Here is a 15,304-nt window from a genome sequence, read left to right as displayed (position 1 = left end):
AGGAATGATGGTGAAAACACACGCGCGGCGCGAGGCTTGCTTGCGCCGCGACTTCGCTAGCGTAAATCCGCACGCGTTCTTTTGCCAATGTCCGGGATCAAGGCGCCCTCCCTTCTCAAATCCGGTCCGGCTAGGAGTATGCTACGGCGCGTCAATTCAGCCGGATCCCTCCATCGCTATGCGCGGCAACCCCGACCCCAGGCAAGGCGCCATCGCCCTGCACGGGTTTTACTTCCTGTATTACGGCCTGCAGGGAGTCAGCATCCCTTTTCTGCCCTTGTGGTTCGCCAGCCGCGGACTGGATCCCGCCGTCATCGGCCTGATCGTCGCCACGTCCTTCCTGCCCAAGATCCTGTCCACGCCCGTGGTCGCCCACGTCGCCGACCAGACCGGCCGCGCCCATGCGCTGATTGCGGCGGCGCTGGCGGCGTCGCTGGCGCTGTTCGTCTGCTATCCGTTCAGCAGCGCGCCCGGCTGGCTGTTGGCCATCACGCTGTTGCTCAATGCCGTGTTCCCGGCGGTGCTGCCGCTGATGGACCGCATGGCCATCGCCAGCGGCCGGGGCCAGGGGAGTTCCTACACCGTCATGCGCGCCTGCGGCTCGCTGGGTTTTGCCGTGGTCACCCTGGCGGGCGGCTACCTGATCAAGACGTTCGACGCCGACTGGGTAATGTGGCTGTCCATCGTCCTCATCATCGCCTGCCTGGCCTGCGTGCGGCTGCTGCCTCGGGCGGCGCGCCCCGCTGCGGGCGAAGCGCCCGCGCCGGCGGTCCGCCTGCCCATGCTCGAAGTCCTGGGCGACCGCCCGCTGCTGATGTGCATCGCTGCGGCCTCGCTGGTCCAGGCCAGCAACGGCTTCCTCTATTCCTATTCCACGCTGTACTGGACCGCCAGCGGCCTGTCGACCGCGTTGATTTCCATGCTGTGGGTGGTAGGCGTTGCCAGCGAGGTCCTGTTCTTTTTCCTGGCGCCCCGCATCCTGGCCCGCACGGGCGCGCAATGGCTGATCCTGGCGTCCGCCGTCATGACCGCGATCCGCTGGGCCGGTCTGTCCGCCACCACCGATCCGGCGCTGATCGCGGGCCTGCAACTGCTGCAGTGCTTCACGCTGGCGGGCAATAACGCAGCGATCATGTGGTACATCACGCGCCACGTGCCCGCCGCCATCAAGACGTCGGCCATCGCGCTCTACGCGCTGCTGTCGGGAGGGGTCTTCATGTTCGCCAGCATCCAGCTGGGCGGCGCGTTGTACCGCAGCTATGCGCCGGGGGGATTTCTGGTGATGTCGCTGTGCGCGATCGGGGCGGCGCCTTTGGTGGTCTACGCCGAAAGGGTACGCAGAAAGTCGGTATAACCCGTCGCCGCCTGCGCCCAACGAAAAAAAGGCCTCGCAAGCGAGGCCTTTCCTGTCAGCAGCAACCGATCCGCTTCTTCCCGCCATAACGCGCGTCCTGGCGCTCGCGGAAGAATGCTTCGTAAGTCATCGGCTCCTGGTCAGGGTGCGTGCGCCGCATGTGCGCCACATACGTTTCGTAGTCCGGCACGCCGACCATCAGCCGGAGCGTCTGCCCCAGGTAGCGGCCGGCGGCGCCGGCCGCGGAACTCATGTTGGTGAACAGCATGCGTCGTCTCCCTGTTGCGCTCAGTCCGCGCCGGCGGCGGCCGGCAGCGTTTCGTACGGCATTTCGCGGGCGGTGGGCTTGTTCTCGTTGCGCGCGCGCTGCACCGAGCGCAGGCCGAACACCACGATGCTCACCACCACGAAGATGAAGATCGCGCACAGGCCGGCGTTGATGTAGTCGTTGAAGACCACGCGCGACATTTCGCCCAGGGACTTGGCCGGAGCCAGGACCTTGCCTTCGGCGATGGCCGCGTTGTACTTGTCGGCATGGGCCAGGAAGCTCACGCGCGGGTCGGCGTGGAACAGCTTCTGCCAGCCGGCGGTCAGCGTGCATGCCAGCAGCCACAGGGTCGGCAGCACCGTGACCCAGGCGTAGCGGTCACGCTTCATCTTGAACAGCACCACGGTGCCCAGCGTCAGCGCAATCGCGGCCAGCATCTGGTTGGCGATGCCGAACAGCGGCCACAGCGTGTTGATGCCGCCCAGCGGATCGACCACGCCCTGATACAGGAAGTAGCCCCAGGCCGCCACGCACAGGCCGGTGGCAATCAGGTTGGCAGGCAGCGAGTCAGTGCGCTTGAGCGACGGGGCGAAGGTGCCCAGCAGGTCTTGCAGCATGAAACGGCCCGCACGGGTGCCGGCGTCGACAGCGGTCAGGATGAAGAGCGCTTCGAACAGGATGGCGAAGTGGTACCAGAAGGCCATCATGCCCGGGCCGCCGATGGCCTGGTGCAGGATGTGCGCCATGCCCACGGCCAGCGTCGGAGCGCCGCCGGCGCGCGAGATGATGGTGCTTTCGCCCACGTCCTTGGCGGTCTGGATCAGGTCCGCGGGCGTCACCACGAAGCCCCAGCTGGAGACCACCTGGGCCACCTGGTCGGGCGTGGTGCCGATCACGGCCGCCGGGCTGTTCATGGCGTAGTAGATGCCCGGCTCGATCACGCAAGCCGCCACCAGCGCCATGATGGCCACGAAGGATTCCATCAGCATGCCGCCGTAACCGATGTAGCGGGCCTGGGTTTCGTTCTCGATCAGCTTGGGCGTGGTGCCCGAGGAGATCAGGGCGTGGAAGCCCGACACCGCGCCGCAGGCGATGGTGATGAAGAGGAACGGGAACAGGTTGCCCGACCACACCGGACCGGTGCCGTCGACGAACTGGGTCAGCGCGGGCATCTTCAGCTCGGGCGCGACCACGACGATGCCGATGGCCAGGCCGACGATGGTGCCGATCTTCAGGAAGGTCGACAGGTAGTCGCGCGGGGCCAGCAGCAGCCACACCGGCAGCACCGAAGCGATGAAGCCGTAGATGATCAGGATCCAGGTCAGGCCCTTGCCGTCGAAGTCGAACATGGGGCCGATCACCGGGTGCGCGGCCACGTCCTGACCGAAGGTGATGGCGGCCATCAGGCCGACGAAGCCGATGATGGACACTTCGCCGATCTTGCCCGGGCGGATGTAGCGCAGGTACACGCCCATGAACAGCGCAATGGGAATGGTCGCGGCCACCGTGAAGGTGCCCCAGGGCGAATGCGTCAGCGCCTTGACCACGATCAGCGCCAGCACGGCCAGGATGATGACCATGATCATGAAGGCGCCGAACAGCGCGATCACGCCCGGGATCTTGCCCAGCTCGGACTTGACCAGGTCACCCAGCGAACGGCCGTCGCGGCGGGTCGAGATGAAGAGGATCGTAAAGTCCTGCACGGCGCCGGCGAACACCACGCCGGCCAGGATCCACAGCATGCCCGGCAGATAGCCCATCTGCGCGGCCAGCACCGGGCCCACCAGGGGGCCAGCGCCAGCGATGGCGGCGAAGTGGTGGCCGAACAGCACGTGCTTGTTGGTGGGCACGTAGTCCAGGCCGTCGTTGTGCTTCCAGGCCGGCGTCATGCGCGTCGGATCCAGCTGGAACACGTTCTTGGCGATGAAGCGGCTGTAATAACGGTATGCGATCAAATACACGCATACGGCGGCGATCACCACCCATAGCGCATTGATGGTCTCCCCTCTGGCCAGCGCCACGGTGCCCAGCGCGAACGCGCCCAGTACCGCAACCGCCAGCCAGACCAGGTGCTGACCCAGTCCCTTACTGCTGGTTTGCATAAGTGCTCCTCTAGCCTCCCGCCATGCTTTTGGCGTGAAACGCTTTTATCGTCCCGCGGAAGGCAGACTCATTGTTGTGGGGTGGCGGACGCGCGCGTCCACGCAGCGCCGTGTCGACGCGGACGCTAGTATTTCGTTTTGACTACGCAGCAACAAGCGCGAAACTACGCAATTCCGCTACGTGTTACTACGCAATGCGCCGCAGCATGATTTGGCGAAAACCGTAAAATCACGGCTGAAATTTCCCGATCCTGACTGCGGCAAGCAAAATGCTGCGCCGCAATATTCGCGTTCGCGCTGATACAAATCCTTCATGAAGCTGCGCCTGAAAATCCTGCTGCTCGCCGCGGTGCCCTTGCTGGTGGCCGTCGCCGCCATCACGGTGGCCGTCTACGTGCAGGGCCTGCAGCTGGCGCAGCGCGAAAAGCAGGTCGTGGAAAACGCCTGGCTGGCCAGCAAGGAAGGCGAGCTGCGCCACTACGTCAACCTGGCCTACAGCGCCATCGCCCCCCTGCAGGCGGCGGCCGACGATGACGCCACCCGCCAGCGCGCGCTGGACCTGCTGGCGCAAATGGAATTCGGCCACGATGGCTACTTTTTCGTCTACGACCTGAAGGGCAGGAACCTGATGCACCCGCGCCAGCCGGAGCTGGTTGGGCAGGACCTTTGGGAACTGCGCGACACCAAGGGCCAGCCCGTCATCCAGAATCTGCTGACCGCCGCCCGGCGCGGCGGCCAGGACGGCGAAGCGGTGCACTACCTTTGGGAAAAGCCGTCCACCCACCAGACCGAGGAAAAGCTGGGCTACGTGGTGGTGCTGGAGCGCTGGGGCTGGATGCTGGGCACCGGCATCTACCTGGACGACGTGCAGCAGGCGCTGGAGCGCATCGACGCCGCCGCCCAGGCCAATATCCGCAGCATGTTCGCCTGGGTGGCCGGGATTGCCGCCGTGTCCATCCTGGGCGTGGCGGCCTGCGGCCTGGCCTTGAATATCAGCGACCACCGCCAGTCCGACGCCAAGCTGCGGCTGATGGCGCGCCAGCTGGTGCGTTCGCAGGAAGACGAGCGCGCACGGCTCTCGCGCGAGCTGCATGACGGCATCAGCCAGGTGCTGGTGTCGATCAAGCTGTCGCTGGAAGCGGCGCGGGAACGGCTGCGGCAGACGCTGCCGGACGAGCCACGCGTCCTCGCTCATATCGACACCCCCTTGGGCGGCGCGCTGGACCGATTGAATACCGCCGTGGGCGAAGTCCGCCGCATTTCGCACAACCTGCGGCCGACGCTGCTGGACGACCTGGGCCTGCCGGCCGCACTCGAACATCTGGGCCGGGAATTCGCCATTCCCAGCCAGGATGGCGCCCCGCCTCTGGCCGTGCGCCTGCACACCGCCGGGCAGCCGGTGAAGCTGCCCGAGGCCTATGCCACCGCCCTGTTCCGGGTCACCCAGGAAGCCCTGACCAACGTCATCCGCCATGCCGGCGCCACCCGCGCCGACATGACGCTGGCTTATTCGCCGCGCGACCTGCGCCTGACCATCGCCGACGACGGCCGCGGCTTCGACTATGCCGAGGTGCAGCAGGATCCGCGCCGCGGCATCGGCCTGCGCAATATGCGCGAACGCATGAACGCGCTGTCCGGCACGCTGACTTTCCGCTCCACTTCCCACGGCACGGTGCTGCAGGCCTGGCTGCCGCTGCCCGCCGCCCCTCTCCCCGCGAGTTCCGACGCATGAACCACAAGCCCGACGCCATCCGGCTGCTGCTGATCGACGACCACCCGCTGGTGCGGGACGGGCTGCGGCTGCGCCTGGAAACCGTGCCGCAACTGCGGGTGGTGGGCGAAGCCGGCAACGCCGCCGCCGCCCAGGCCTTCCTGGCCGCCTGCCTGGCCCAGGACCCGCAAGGAGGCACCTTGCCGCACTTGGCGCTGATGGACCTGAACATGCCCGGCGTGGGCGGGCTGGAACTGACCGCCCTGCTGCACGAGCGCTACCCGCAGATCGCGGTGCTGGTGCTGTCCATGCACGACAACCCCGAATACATGGTGCAGGCGGTCAAGGCCGGCGCGCGCGGCTATCTGCTGAAGGACGAACCGGCGCATGAGATCGTCACCGCCATCGACGCGGTCATGGCAGGCCGCAGCTATTTCAGCGCTGCGGTCGCGGTGCGCCTGTCGCAGGCCACGGCGCCGGCCACCATGCTGACGCAGCGCGAACGCGACGTGCTGCGCCACATCGCCAGCGGCGAGGCCAACAAGCAGATCGCGCAGGCGCTGGGATTGTCGGTGCGCACGGTGGAGACCCATCGCCTGAACATCAAGCGCAAGCTGGGCATAGACGGCCAGGCCGAGCTGATCAAGTACGCCGTCGAGAACCGCGGGGTCTGACCCGGGCCTGGACCTGAGCCCGGCCTGATCGTTTTCCCGCGCTGCGGTAGACTTGCAGCACTACGCTACACAGTAAAGCGCCGCAACCAGCGCCGCCCCCAGGAGTCCCCGATGTCATTGGAAAAGAACTACACCGCCATTCTTCAAGAACTAGGGGAAGATCCGTCCCGCGAAGGGCTGGCCGATACGCCCGCCCGCGCCGCCAAGGCCATGCGCCACCTGTGCCGCGGCTACGGCCAGAACCTGGACGAAATCGTCAATGGCGCGCTGTTCACCTCCGACACGCGCGAGATCGTGCTGGTCAAGAACATCGAGCTGTACTCGCTCTGTGAACACCACATGCTGCCCTTCATCGGCAAGGCGCACGTGGCCTACCTGCCCAACGGCAAGGTGCTGGGTCTGTCCAAGGTCGCCCGCATCGTCGAAATGTACGCGCGCCGCCTGCAGATCCAGGAAAACCTCAGCCGCCAGGTGGCCGAGGCCGTGCAGTCCGTGACCGGCGCGGCCGGCGTGGCCGTGGTGATCGAGGCCCAGCACATGTGCATGATGATGCGCGGCGTGGAAAAGCAGAACTCGTCCATGGTCACCTCGGTCATGCTGGGCGAATTCCACGACAATCCGTCGACCCGGGCCGAGTTCCTGAGCCTCATCCGCTAGGCCGATCCCCTCTCCCCCTTTTGGCGCATATCGCGGGCCCGCCCGCCGCGCCGGCCGCGCCAGGACTGGCGTTGCCGGCGCGGCGGGCGGGCCCGGGCCTTTTTGGCTCCTACTGATTAGGGCATCTGGCCCTAGCGTTCTGGCTCCATCCGGGCAAACTGGCTCCAGCATGCCGGTCGCGCCGGAGCGCGGCCGTTCCCTCCCGGAGATCTCCATGAACGCGATATTCCGCCTCATCCGCCGCTGCACCCTGGCCGGCCTGGCCGCCGCGCTGTTGGCCGCTCCCGCCTATGCCCAGACCAAGCTGGTGGTCGGCTACCAGTTGATCGTGGGGCCATTCCTGACAGCGATCGCCGACGGCAGTTTCGACAAGGCCTTGAAGGACGCCGGCTACCAGGTGGACTGGCGCCAGTTCACCTCCGGCGGCGACATTTCCACCGCGCTGGCTTCCGGCAACGTGCCGGTCGGTGTGCTGGGCTCCACCGGCATCACCGCGGCCGCCACCCGCGGCGTCGACATGGAACTGTTCTGGATCCTGGACAACATCGGCAAATCCGAGGCGCTGGTGGCGCGCAACGGTTCCGGCATCAACAGCACGGCGGACCTGAAGGGCAAGCGCGTCGCCACGCCCTTCGTGTCCACCTCGCACTTCCATCTGCTGGTCGGGCTGGAACAGGTCTGGAAGATCAATCCGCGCGACGTGCGCATCCTGAACATGCAGCCGCCGCAGATCGTGGCCGCCTGGCAGCGCGGCGACATCGACGCCGCCTACGTCTGGCCGCCCGCCCTGACCGAGATCGCCAAGAGCGGCAAGATCATTGCAGACTCGGAACAGATCGGCAAAGCCAGCGTGCCAACCTTCGACGGCATCGTGGTCGATCGCGCCTGGGCCGCCAAGAATCCGAAGTTCATGGCCGCCTTCACCAGCGTTTTGGCCAAGTCCTATGCGGACTACCGCGCCAACAGCGCCAAGTGGACCGCCGATTCCCCGCAGGTCAAGAGCATCGTCAAGCTGATCGGCGGCAAGCCCGAGGACATGGTCGAAGCGCTCCAGCTGCTGGTCTTCCCGACCGTGCAGGAACAGGCCTCCAATGTCTGGCTGGGCGGCGGCAAGGAATCGGGCGCCGCGCGCGCCTTCGCGGCCAGCGCCCAATTCCTGAAGGACCAGAAGCAGATCGACCGCGCCCTGGCCGACTACAGCCCGCACGTCACCGACAAGTACGCCAAGGCGGCCGAGAAGTAAGGAGCGCTTGCGGCCAAGGCGGCCCGTCCGGCGCCGCCTGCCCAGCGCCACGCAGGGCTGCGCGCAGCCCGTCGCAACCAGGGGAGCCGGCATGACCATGCAGTCCTCGTCCGCCACGCATAGCCTGTGCGCGGAAAAAGTAAGCGTCACCTATCCCGGCCTGCACGAAAGCGGTCCGGTCATCGCGTTGCAGAACGTCAACCTGACCATCCAGCCTGGCGAGTTCGTCGTGGCGCTGGGCGCCTCGGGCTGCGGCAAGACCACCTTGCTCAGCCTGCTGGCCGGCTTCCTGTCGCCCACCGAGGGCGAGATCACGCTGGGCGGCCGGCCTATCGTGGGTCCCGGCGCCGACCGCGGCGTGGTGTTCCAGAAGCATGCCCTGCTGCCCTGGTTGAACGTGCTGGAGAACACCGAGTTCGGCCTGAAGCTGCAAGGCGTGGACAAGGAAACCCGCCGCGCCCGCGCGCGCCGCAATCTGGAGCTGGTGGGCCTGCGGGACTTCCACCGCCACATGATCTACCAGCTGTCCGGCGGCATGCAGCAGCGCGTGGGCATCGCGCGCGCGCTGACCTGCAACCCCGCCATGCTGCTGATGGACGAACCCATGGCGGCGCTGGACGCGCTGACGCGCGAGACCATCCAGGAGCTGCTGCTGGACATCTGGCGGCAGACCAACAAGATGTTCTTCTTCATCACGCACAGCGTCGAAGAAGCGCTGTTTCTGGGTTCGCGGCTGATCGTCATGTCGCCCCGCCCGGGCCGCATCACGCATACCTTCACGCCGGACTTCAACCGGCGCTACCTGGAGACCCGCGATGGCCGCAGCATCAAATCCAGTCCCGACTTCATCGCCATGCGCGAACAAGTCCTTGGCATCATCTATGGCGACGAGCGAGCCTCCTCCCCCCAAGGCTTCCATGGCTAGCAGCCGCCCGGGACACAAGCCCGCCGCGCCGGGCAAGGTCTACGGCGCGCCGGGCGCGGGCTACAGCGGCCACATCAGCCTGATCACCAGCCTGGCGCTCATCGGGCTATGGTTCCTGGTGACCAGCGCCGGCTGGGTGCGGCCATTGTTCCTGCCCTCGCCCCTGGCGGTGTACGACAAGTTCGTCTCGGCCATGACCGACGGCGTGGCCAACTCCACGCTGACCGAACATGCGCTGGCCAGCCTGTCGCGGGTGTTCGGGGCCTTCTTCCTGGCCTGCGTGACCGCCATTCCCGTCGGCATCCTGATGGGCGTGAACCGGTACGCGCGCGGCATCTTCGATCCGCCCATCGAGTTCTACCGCCCGCTGCCGCCGCTGGCCTACCTGCCGCTCATCATCATCTGGTTCGGCATCGGCGAGTTCCCCAAGGTCCTGCTGATCTACCTGGCTATCTTCGCGCCCATGGCGATCGCGGCGCGCGCCGGCGTGCGCTCGGTGTCGATCGAACAGATCCACGCGGCCTACGCCATGGGCGGCACGCCTGCGCAGGTGGTCTGGCACGTGATCCTGAAGGCCGCCATGCCGGAGATCTTCACGGGCATGCGCATCGGCATCGGCGTGGGCTGGACCACGCTGGTGGCCGCCGAAATGGTGGCCGCCGACCGCGGCCTGGGCTTCATGGTGCTGAACGCCGCCCAGTTCCTGGCCAGCGACACCGTCATCATGGGCATCATCGTGATCGGCGTGTTCGCCTTCGCCTTCGACCTGCTGGTCCGCTATCTGGAGAAGTTCGCCATTCCATGGAAGGGACGGGTCTGAAACGCGCCCGGGCAATCCCTCATTTCGTCCCCCATCCGGCTCCTCTATCCTCAAGAGCGGCGCCTGCGCAGCGGCTACCGGCTGCGCGGCCTAGACAAGGAGCCGTCATGTCCAGCCAGGCCTCGATGCTCAAGCCTGTGTTGTGGGAGCGCCTGTTCGAACGCGAAAGCGCGCCCAACCTCAGCCTGCAGGGCTGCGTGCGCCAGATGCTGGTGTCCGCCATCCTCAGCGGCCACCTGCCGCCCGGCACGCCGGTGCCGTCCAGCCGGCATCTGGCCGACCAGCTGCGCATCGCGCGCAACACCGTCGTGTTCGCCTACCAGCAACTGGTGAGCGAGGGTTATCTGGTGTCGCGCGAACGCAGCGGCCACTTCGTCAGCGACACGGTCATGCGCGGCCATTCCGGGCCCGCTTCCGACGCCCCGCCCGCCGACGGCGGCGAGCCGGACGTGCGCTGGGACGAAAGGCTGCGCTTCCGCCCGTCCCGGCAACGCAACATCACCAAGCCGCGCGACTGGCAGAAGCAGCCCTATCCCTTTGTCTACGCCCAGTTCGACCAGGACCTGTTCCCCACCGCGGAATGGCGCGAATGTTGCATCAAAGCGCTGTCGGTGCTGGACATCCGCAGCTGGGCGCCGGACCTGATCACCCACGACGACCCCGCGCTGATCGAGCAGATCCGCACCCAGGTGCTGCCCCGGCGCGGCGTCTGGGCCGACGCCGAGGAAATCGTCATCACCGTGGGCGCGCAGCATGCGCTCTACCTGTTGGCCGACCTGCTGGTCAACGAGGACACCGTGGTCGGCATGGAAGACCCCGGCTATCCCGACGCCCGCAACATCTTCGCCAGCCACACGCGCAACCTGCTGCCGCTGCCGGTGGACGAACAAGGGCTATGCACCGGCACCCATCTGCTGGGCTGCGACTACCTCTTCGTCACGCCGGGCCACCAGTGCCCCACCACGGTCACGCTATCTCCGGAGCGCCGCCAGAACCTGCTGACGCTGGCGCGCCAGGCCGACAGCCTGATCATCGAGGACGACTTCGAAAGCGAAAGCCGCTGGGGCGAAGGCGCGATTCCCGCCTTGAAGAGCCTGGACCGCGACGGCCGCGTGATCTACGTGGGCAGCCTGGCCAAGTCCTTCGCGCCCGGCCTGCGCATCGGCTACATCGTGGCGCCACGCGAACTCACCGCGGAACTGCGCGCCCTGCGCCGGCTCATGCTGCGCCACCCTTCGGCCTACATCCAGCGGGCGTTTTCGCTGTTCATTTCGCTGGGGCACCACCATTCGCTGCTGCGCAGGCAATCGCAGGCCTACCAGGAGCGCGGCACCGAACTGGCCCGCGCGCTGGCGCGGCACCTGCCCGATTTCAAGGTCATACCCATTACCGGATCCTCGTCCTGCTGGCTGCAAGGCCCGCCCTGGCTCAATGCCTGCGAGCTATCCGAGGCCGCGCTGGCCGAGGGCGTGGTGGTGGAGCCCGGCGACGTCTTCTTCATGAACGGAGCCGACGCGCCGCGCAACTTCCTGCGGGTCGGCTTCACATCGATCCGACCCGAACACTCGAGCCGGGGATTGCCCGGCTGGCCAAGGTGGTCGACCGCTACCGCGGCCGCGCCGCGGACGGCAAGCAGGCCCCGCAGGGCCCGGACTTGCACGCGCTAGAGCACTTCGTCTCTTAGGTAGTACCAGCGGTACAGCAGGCCCTGGCCCAGCCTGCGGAACGGCGCGAACATATGCCCCGGCAAGGGCGAGTCGTAGATCGGCAGGTCCCAGGCCACGCCGTCCTTGCCCATCATGCGTTGCGCCAGGCGCTTGCCCGCGTGGGCCGAGAACGCCACGCCATTGCCCCCGTAGCCGAAGGCGTAATAGACCGGCTGCGCCGGGTCGGGCTGGGTCACGCGCGGCATCATGTCGTGGCTCACGTCCACCCAGCCCCACCAGGAATAGTCCACGTCCACGCCCGCCAGCGTGGGGAACTTGCGCGCCAGCCCTTCCCGCAGCAGAGCCAGATGGCGCGGATGCTGCGCGTCGGCGCCGCGCAAGGCGCTACGGCTGCCGATCTGCATGCGGCCGTCGGGCAGCAGGCGGTAGTAGAAGCGCAGGGTCCGCGTGTCGGTGATGAACACCGTGCTCTTGAGGCCCGCGGCATCGCGTTCCGCCGGCGTCAGCACCCGCGTCACCAGCGAGTTCGACAGCACCGGCATGATGCGGTTGTCCAGCAGGCGGTTGACGCCCTGCGCGGTATAGCCGCCAGTGGCGAACGCCACGCGCCGCGCGCGCACGTAGCCGTTGGGCGTCTGCAGCCGCACGCCGCCGTTCTCGGCGCGCCAGCCCAGCACCGGGCTGCCCGGATGGATGCGAACGCCCAGGGCCCGCGCCTGCCGCATATAGCCATAGGCGAGCTTCAACGGATGCACGCCCACGCCATCCGGCTCGTGCATCGCGCCCACCGCCTCGCGGTCGTACACGTAGCGTTCGCGCAATTCCTCCCGGCTCAACATCCGGGCGTCATAGCCGAACACCTCGCGCATCACGCGGGCTTCGTTTTCCAGGAACGCCATCTTCTTCTGGCGGTGCGCCGTGTACAGATGGCCGCCAGGTTGCGCGTCGCAATCCACCTGGGCCACCAGGCTCTTCCAATATTCGAATCCTTCGCGGATCTCGGCGTCCAGGCGCTTGGCGGTCGCCAGGCCCCAGCGCGCTATCCATTGCGAACGGTACAGGCGTCCGGACGCATTCTGTCCCTGTCCGCCGTTGCGGCTGGTGCAGCCCCACACCGCGCGATTGGCCTCGAGCACCACGGCCTTCACGCCGAAGTCGCGCGCCAGCGTCAACGCCGCCGACAGCCCGGTAAAGCCCGAGCCCACGATCACCACGTCGGCGTCGATATCGCCGTTGACGGGGCCGTCATCCTCGGGCGGTTCGCCGGCGGTCGCGACCCAGTAGGTGGGCGCGTAGTCCTGCCCGCGGCCGGGCGGGGACACCAGCGGATCGTAGGCCGGGTTGTAGGCGCTGATCGCCGTCCGGCCAGCGGGGGCCGGACCTACAGGTTGGAAGGACATTTGAGTATCCATGCTGCGTTCCGGTTGCTGGATGCGGGTGCGTGTTCAACCGCGGGCCGGCAATACCGGACGCTGCTTGCGGTAGGCGTTCTTCACGCGGATCTTGCCGTCCCGGAAGGTGAAGACGTCCACCATGTCCGCCTCCACGCGGGAGCCGTCGGCGGCGGTGCCGGTAAAGGTCGATTGGGACACGCCGCGGTCGCCTGCGACCCAATGCGTGCCGTTCCGCCACTGCGCATCGGGGAAATTCGCCCAGGCCGCCGCGAAAGCCGCCCGCACCGCCTCGCGGCCTTCGTGCCGCGCGCCCCATCGCTCGGGGCCGGCCACGGTCTCGAACACGCAGTCGTCGCTCATGAAGGACATCAAGGCGTCGATATCGTGGCGGTTCCAGGCCGCCGCGAATTCGGCCAGCATGTCCGCGGTGACGGTCTTCTGCATTGCATACCTCCGGTAGACGCGGGCGCAACACGCGCCAGCATTCAGGACCAAAGGTAAGTGAGCCCCCAGGCAGGGTCTAGAACCAGAAACGGGAAATCGCTTGCACCAGAAGCGACATCGGGTGGCAGGCCGCGCAATGCGCAACCGGCCACCCGGTTGGGCGTCCCGCCGTGTTGCGGACGGCGCCGGCTACAGCGTCATCCCGCCATCGGCAGTCAGGCTGGCCCCCGTCATGTATCCTGATTCCGCGCCGGCAAGCCATGCCACCAGCGACGCGATTTCATCGGCGCTGCCGGCGCGCTGCAACGGGATCAGCGGAACGACCGCATCAAGATGGTTGACCGTCATATCGGTCTGGATCGGCCCGGGCTGCACGTTGTTGATGGTGATGCCGCGGGGTGCAAGGTCGATCGCGATGCCTTTGACCATCGTCGCCACCGCCGCCTTCGTCATCGCATAGACGCTCACGGCCGGCCCGCCGATGCGCGCGGCCAAATTGCTGCCGATGGTAACGATGCGGCCGCCGCGCGCAAGGTGCGCAGCGCCGGCCTGGATCGCCAGGAACACGCCGCGCACATTGACGGCCAGCATCTGGTCGAGATCCGCCACGCTCACGTCGGCCACCCCGCCCAACTTCAGGATGCCGGCGTTGACCACCACGATGTCGAGCCGTCCGAAATGCTCGGCCGCGCGCGCGGCGGCCAGCCGAATCGCCTCCGAGTTCGCGCTGTCGGCATGAATGGCCAGCGCCCTCGCCCCGCCCGCTTCGATCGCGGCCGCGGTCTCGCGCGCGCTCTCGGGCGCGGAAACATAGGTGAACGCCACGTCCGCGCCGTCGGCCGCCGGACAATGGCGGCGCCGATGCCGCGCGAGCCGCCGAATACGATTGCGGCCTTGCGCAAGCCCCCGGAAATGTCTGTCATGATTCGCTCCTTGTAAGCCGATAGGTCAGTAAGCAGCCGGGAGAAGGGCCGGCTATCGAACCGGCGAATTCTCCCGTTTGCCTCGAATCGGTCAACAAGGAAAAAATTGACAAGCAATCCAATAAATCTATACCTATCTACGCCCGCCCCTCACGCCGCCGCCGGCGCCAGCCAGGCGTCGACGTCCGCGGGATCAACGGCGCCGCGCATGCCGATCAGCACCAGCGACGGCTCGTCCAGATCCTCGGGCGGCCTGGCCTGCGTGTCGTAGCGCACGCGCCGGCCCGCCAGTTGCACCAGCACCAGGCCGTGGCGATCGGTGCGCACCCAGCCCTTTGCCCGCAGCAGCTGCCTGGGCGCGTCGCGCAACCGGCTGGCGAGCCGGTCGGCGTCCAGCAGCGCGGGCGCGCGCCACAGCCAGCTCTGGAATGGATGGTCGGGGTCGTCGGGCATCGCGGCGTGGACGTGTCCCGCATGGTTGCAAGCGCCGCTGGCGCATGCCTGCGCAAGGCCGCAAGACCCGCCTTCGCCCAGCAGATGGCGCAGGTCCACGCGCCCTTCGCGCGTCTCGACCATCGCGGCCCCGCATGTCGCCGCTTGCAGCCATGAACGCAACGACGCCAGTTCGGCGGCGGACGCCAGATCGGTCTTGTTCAACACCAGCAGATCCGCAGCCTTGAGCTGGCGTTCCACGGTATCGGCCAGCAAGGGATCCGCCGCCAGCGTGCGCACGTTCGCGGCATCTACCAGCACCACCACGCCCTCAAGCTGCAGCATGGGATCCGACATGCCGACCTGCGCGATGCGGCCCGGATCCGACACGCCGCTGGCCTCGATCACGATCCATTCCGGCAAGGGGTCCAGCGCCAGCACGCGCGCCAGGGCATCGTCCAGGCCGCCCGCCATGGAACAGCAGACGCAGCCGTTGGCCAGCCTGATCACCTGGTCGCTGCGCTGCGCGATCAGCCCGGCATCGATATCGACCGGGCCGAAGTCATTGACCAGGACCGCCGCGCGGCGCTGGCTGCGGGACAACACATGATTGAGCAAGCTGGTCTTGCCCGCGCCCAGGAATCCGCCCACCACGGTCAGCGCAATTCGCGGTGCGCCATGGGCCGCCAT

At 67.3% G+C, this 15,304-nt stretch carries 13 protein-coding genes and 1 pseudogene; 8 read left to right on the top strand and 6 right to left on the bottom strand.

The genetic code is table 11. The features are described from left to right. The first annotated feature begins 178 nt into the window (after positions 1 to 178). Positions 179 to 1,354 carry an MFS transporter gene (locus HV766_RS06855; RefSeq protein WP_175180829.1) on the top strand — a complete coding sequence of 392 codons (1,176 nt, stop codon included), beginning with the start codon at positions 179 to 181 and terminating at the stop codon, positions 1,352 to 1,354. A 55-nt stretch (positions 1,355 to 1,409) separates the two neighbouring features. Here the strand turns inward: HV766_RS06855 and HV766_RS06850 are convergent, their stop codons facing one another. Both HV766_RS06850 and HV766_RS06845 read right to left on the bottom strand, forming a co-directional pair. Beyond that, on the bottom strand, positions 1,410 to 1,622 hold the full coding sequence (locus tag HV766_RS06850; RefSeq protein ID WP_013393534.1) for a YbdD/YjiX family protein: 213 nt from the start codon (positions 1,620 to 1,622) through the stop codon (positions 1,410 to 1,412). A 20-nt stretch (positions 1,623 to 1,642) separates the two neighbouring features. Further along, positions 1,643 to 3,724: a carbon starvation CstA family protein gene (locus HV766_RS06845; protein WP_054456802.1), complete on the bottom strand. Its 2,082-nt coding sequence runs from the start codon at positions 3,722 to 3,724 to the stop codon at positions 1,643 to 1,645. Between the two features lie 313 nt (positions 3,725 to 4,037). On the opposite strand from HV766_RS06845, the gene HV766_RS06840 reads away from it, so the two are divergent. From HV766_RS06840 to pdxR, 7 genes and pseudogenes are all read left to right on the top strand, one after another. Further along, positions 4,038 to 5,456 carry a cache domain-containing protein gene (locus tag HV766_RS06840; RefSeq protein ID WP_054456801.1) on the top strand — a complete coding sequence of 473 codons (1,419 nt, stop codon included), beginning with the start codon at positions 4,038 to 4,040 and terminating at the stop codon, positions 5,454 to 5,456. Next, positions 5,453 to 6,109 (top strand): response regulator, encoded by a 657-nt coding sequence (locus HV766_RS06835; RefSeq protein ID WP_175180828.1) that lies wholly within the window; start codon positions 5,453 to 5,455, stop codon positions 6,107 to 6,109. Before HV766_RS06840 ends, HV766_RS06835 begins: the two co-directional genes overlap by 4 nt. A 111-nt stretch (positions 6,110 to 6,220) precedes the next feature. After that, on the top strand, positions 6,221 to 6,766 hold the full coding sequence (folE, locus tag HV766_RS06830; RefSeq protein ID WP_119451110.1) for a GTP cyclohydrolase I FolE: 546 nt from the start codon (positions 6,221 to 6,223) through the stop codon (positions 6,764 to 6,766). 214 nt (positions 6,767 to 6,980) lie between these two features. Then, positions 6,981 to 8,009 carry a taurine ABC transporter substrate-binding protein gene (gene tauA / locus HV766_RS06825; RefSeq protein WP_119451109.1) on the top strand — a complete coding sequence of 343 codons (1,029 nt, stop codon included), beginning with the start codon at positions 6,981 to 6,983 and terminating at the stop codon, positions 8,007 to 8,009. A 91-nt stretch (positions 8,010 to 8,100) separates the two neighbouring features. Further along, positions 8,101 to 8,934, top strand: coding sequence for a taurine ABC transporter ATP-binding protein (locus HV766_RS06820; protein ID WP_175180827.1), 834 nt, complete (start codon positions 8,101 to 8,103; stop codon positions 8,932 to 8,934). After that, positions 8,927 to 9,754: an ABC transporter permease subunit gene (locus HV766_RS06815; RefSeq protein ID WP_054456796.1), complete on the top strand. Its 828-nt coding sequence runs from the start codon at positions 8,927 to 8,929 to the stop codon at positions 9,752 to 9,754. The genes HV766_RS06820 and HV766_RS06815 overlap by 8 nt, the downstream gene beginning before the upstream one ends. Positions 9,755 to 9,861: 107 nt before the next feature. Continuing rightward, a pseudogene (gene pdxR / locus HV766_RS06810) lies at positions 9,862 to 11,438 on the top strand (MocR-like pyridoxine biosynthesis transcription factor PdxR). Here the strand turns inward: pdxR and HV766_RS06805 are convergent. The 4 genes from HV766_RS06805 to HV766_RS06790 all read right to left on the bottom strand — a co-directional run bounded on the left by HV766_RS06805 (position 11,418) and on the right by HV766_RS06790 (position 15,304). Continuing rightward, positions 11,418 to 12,821 carry an NAD(P)/FAD-dependent oxidoreductase gene (locus tag HV766_RS06805; protein ID WP_199728321.1) on the bottom strand — a complete coding sequence of 468 codons (1,404 nt, stop codon included), beginning with the start codon at positions 12,819 to 12,821 and terminating at the stop codon, positions 11,418 to 11,420. The pseudogene pdxR and the gene HV766_RS06805 overlap by 21 nt on opposite strands. 45 nt (positions 12,822 to 12,866) lie before the next feature. Further along, positions 12,867 to 13,259, bottom strand: coding sequence for a nuclear transport factor 2 family protein (locus HV766_RS06800; RefSeq protein ID WP_054456793.1), 393 nt, complete (start codon positions 13,257 to 13,259; stop codon positions 12,867 to 12,869). Between the two features lie 189 nt (positions 13,260 to 13,448). Continuing rightward, on the bottom strand, positions 13,449 to 14,084 hold the full coding sequence (locus HV766_RS06795) for an SDR family oxidoreductase (protein WP_367648180.1): 636 nt from the start codon (positions 14,082 to 14,084) through the stop codon (positions 13,449 to 13,451). Positions 14,085 to 14,332: 248 nt separating this feature from the next. Further along, positions 14,333 to 15,304 (bottom strand): CobW family GTP-binding protein, encoded by a 972-nt coding sequence (locus HV766_RS06790; RefSeq protein WP_175180826.1) that lies wholly within the window; start codon positions 15,302 to 15,304, stop codon positions 14,333 to 14,335.

The organism is Achromobacter aegrifaciens, from assembly GCF_902859735.1.
Classification (GTDB): domain Bacteria; phylum Pseudomonadota; class Gammaproteobacteria; order Burkholderiales; family Burkholderiaceae_B; genus Achromobacter; species Achromobacter aegrifaciens.
The sequence above is the reverse complement of the archived record's forward strand: the minus strand, read 5'-3'. Positions and strand labels throughout refer to the sequence as shown.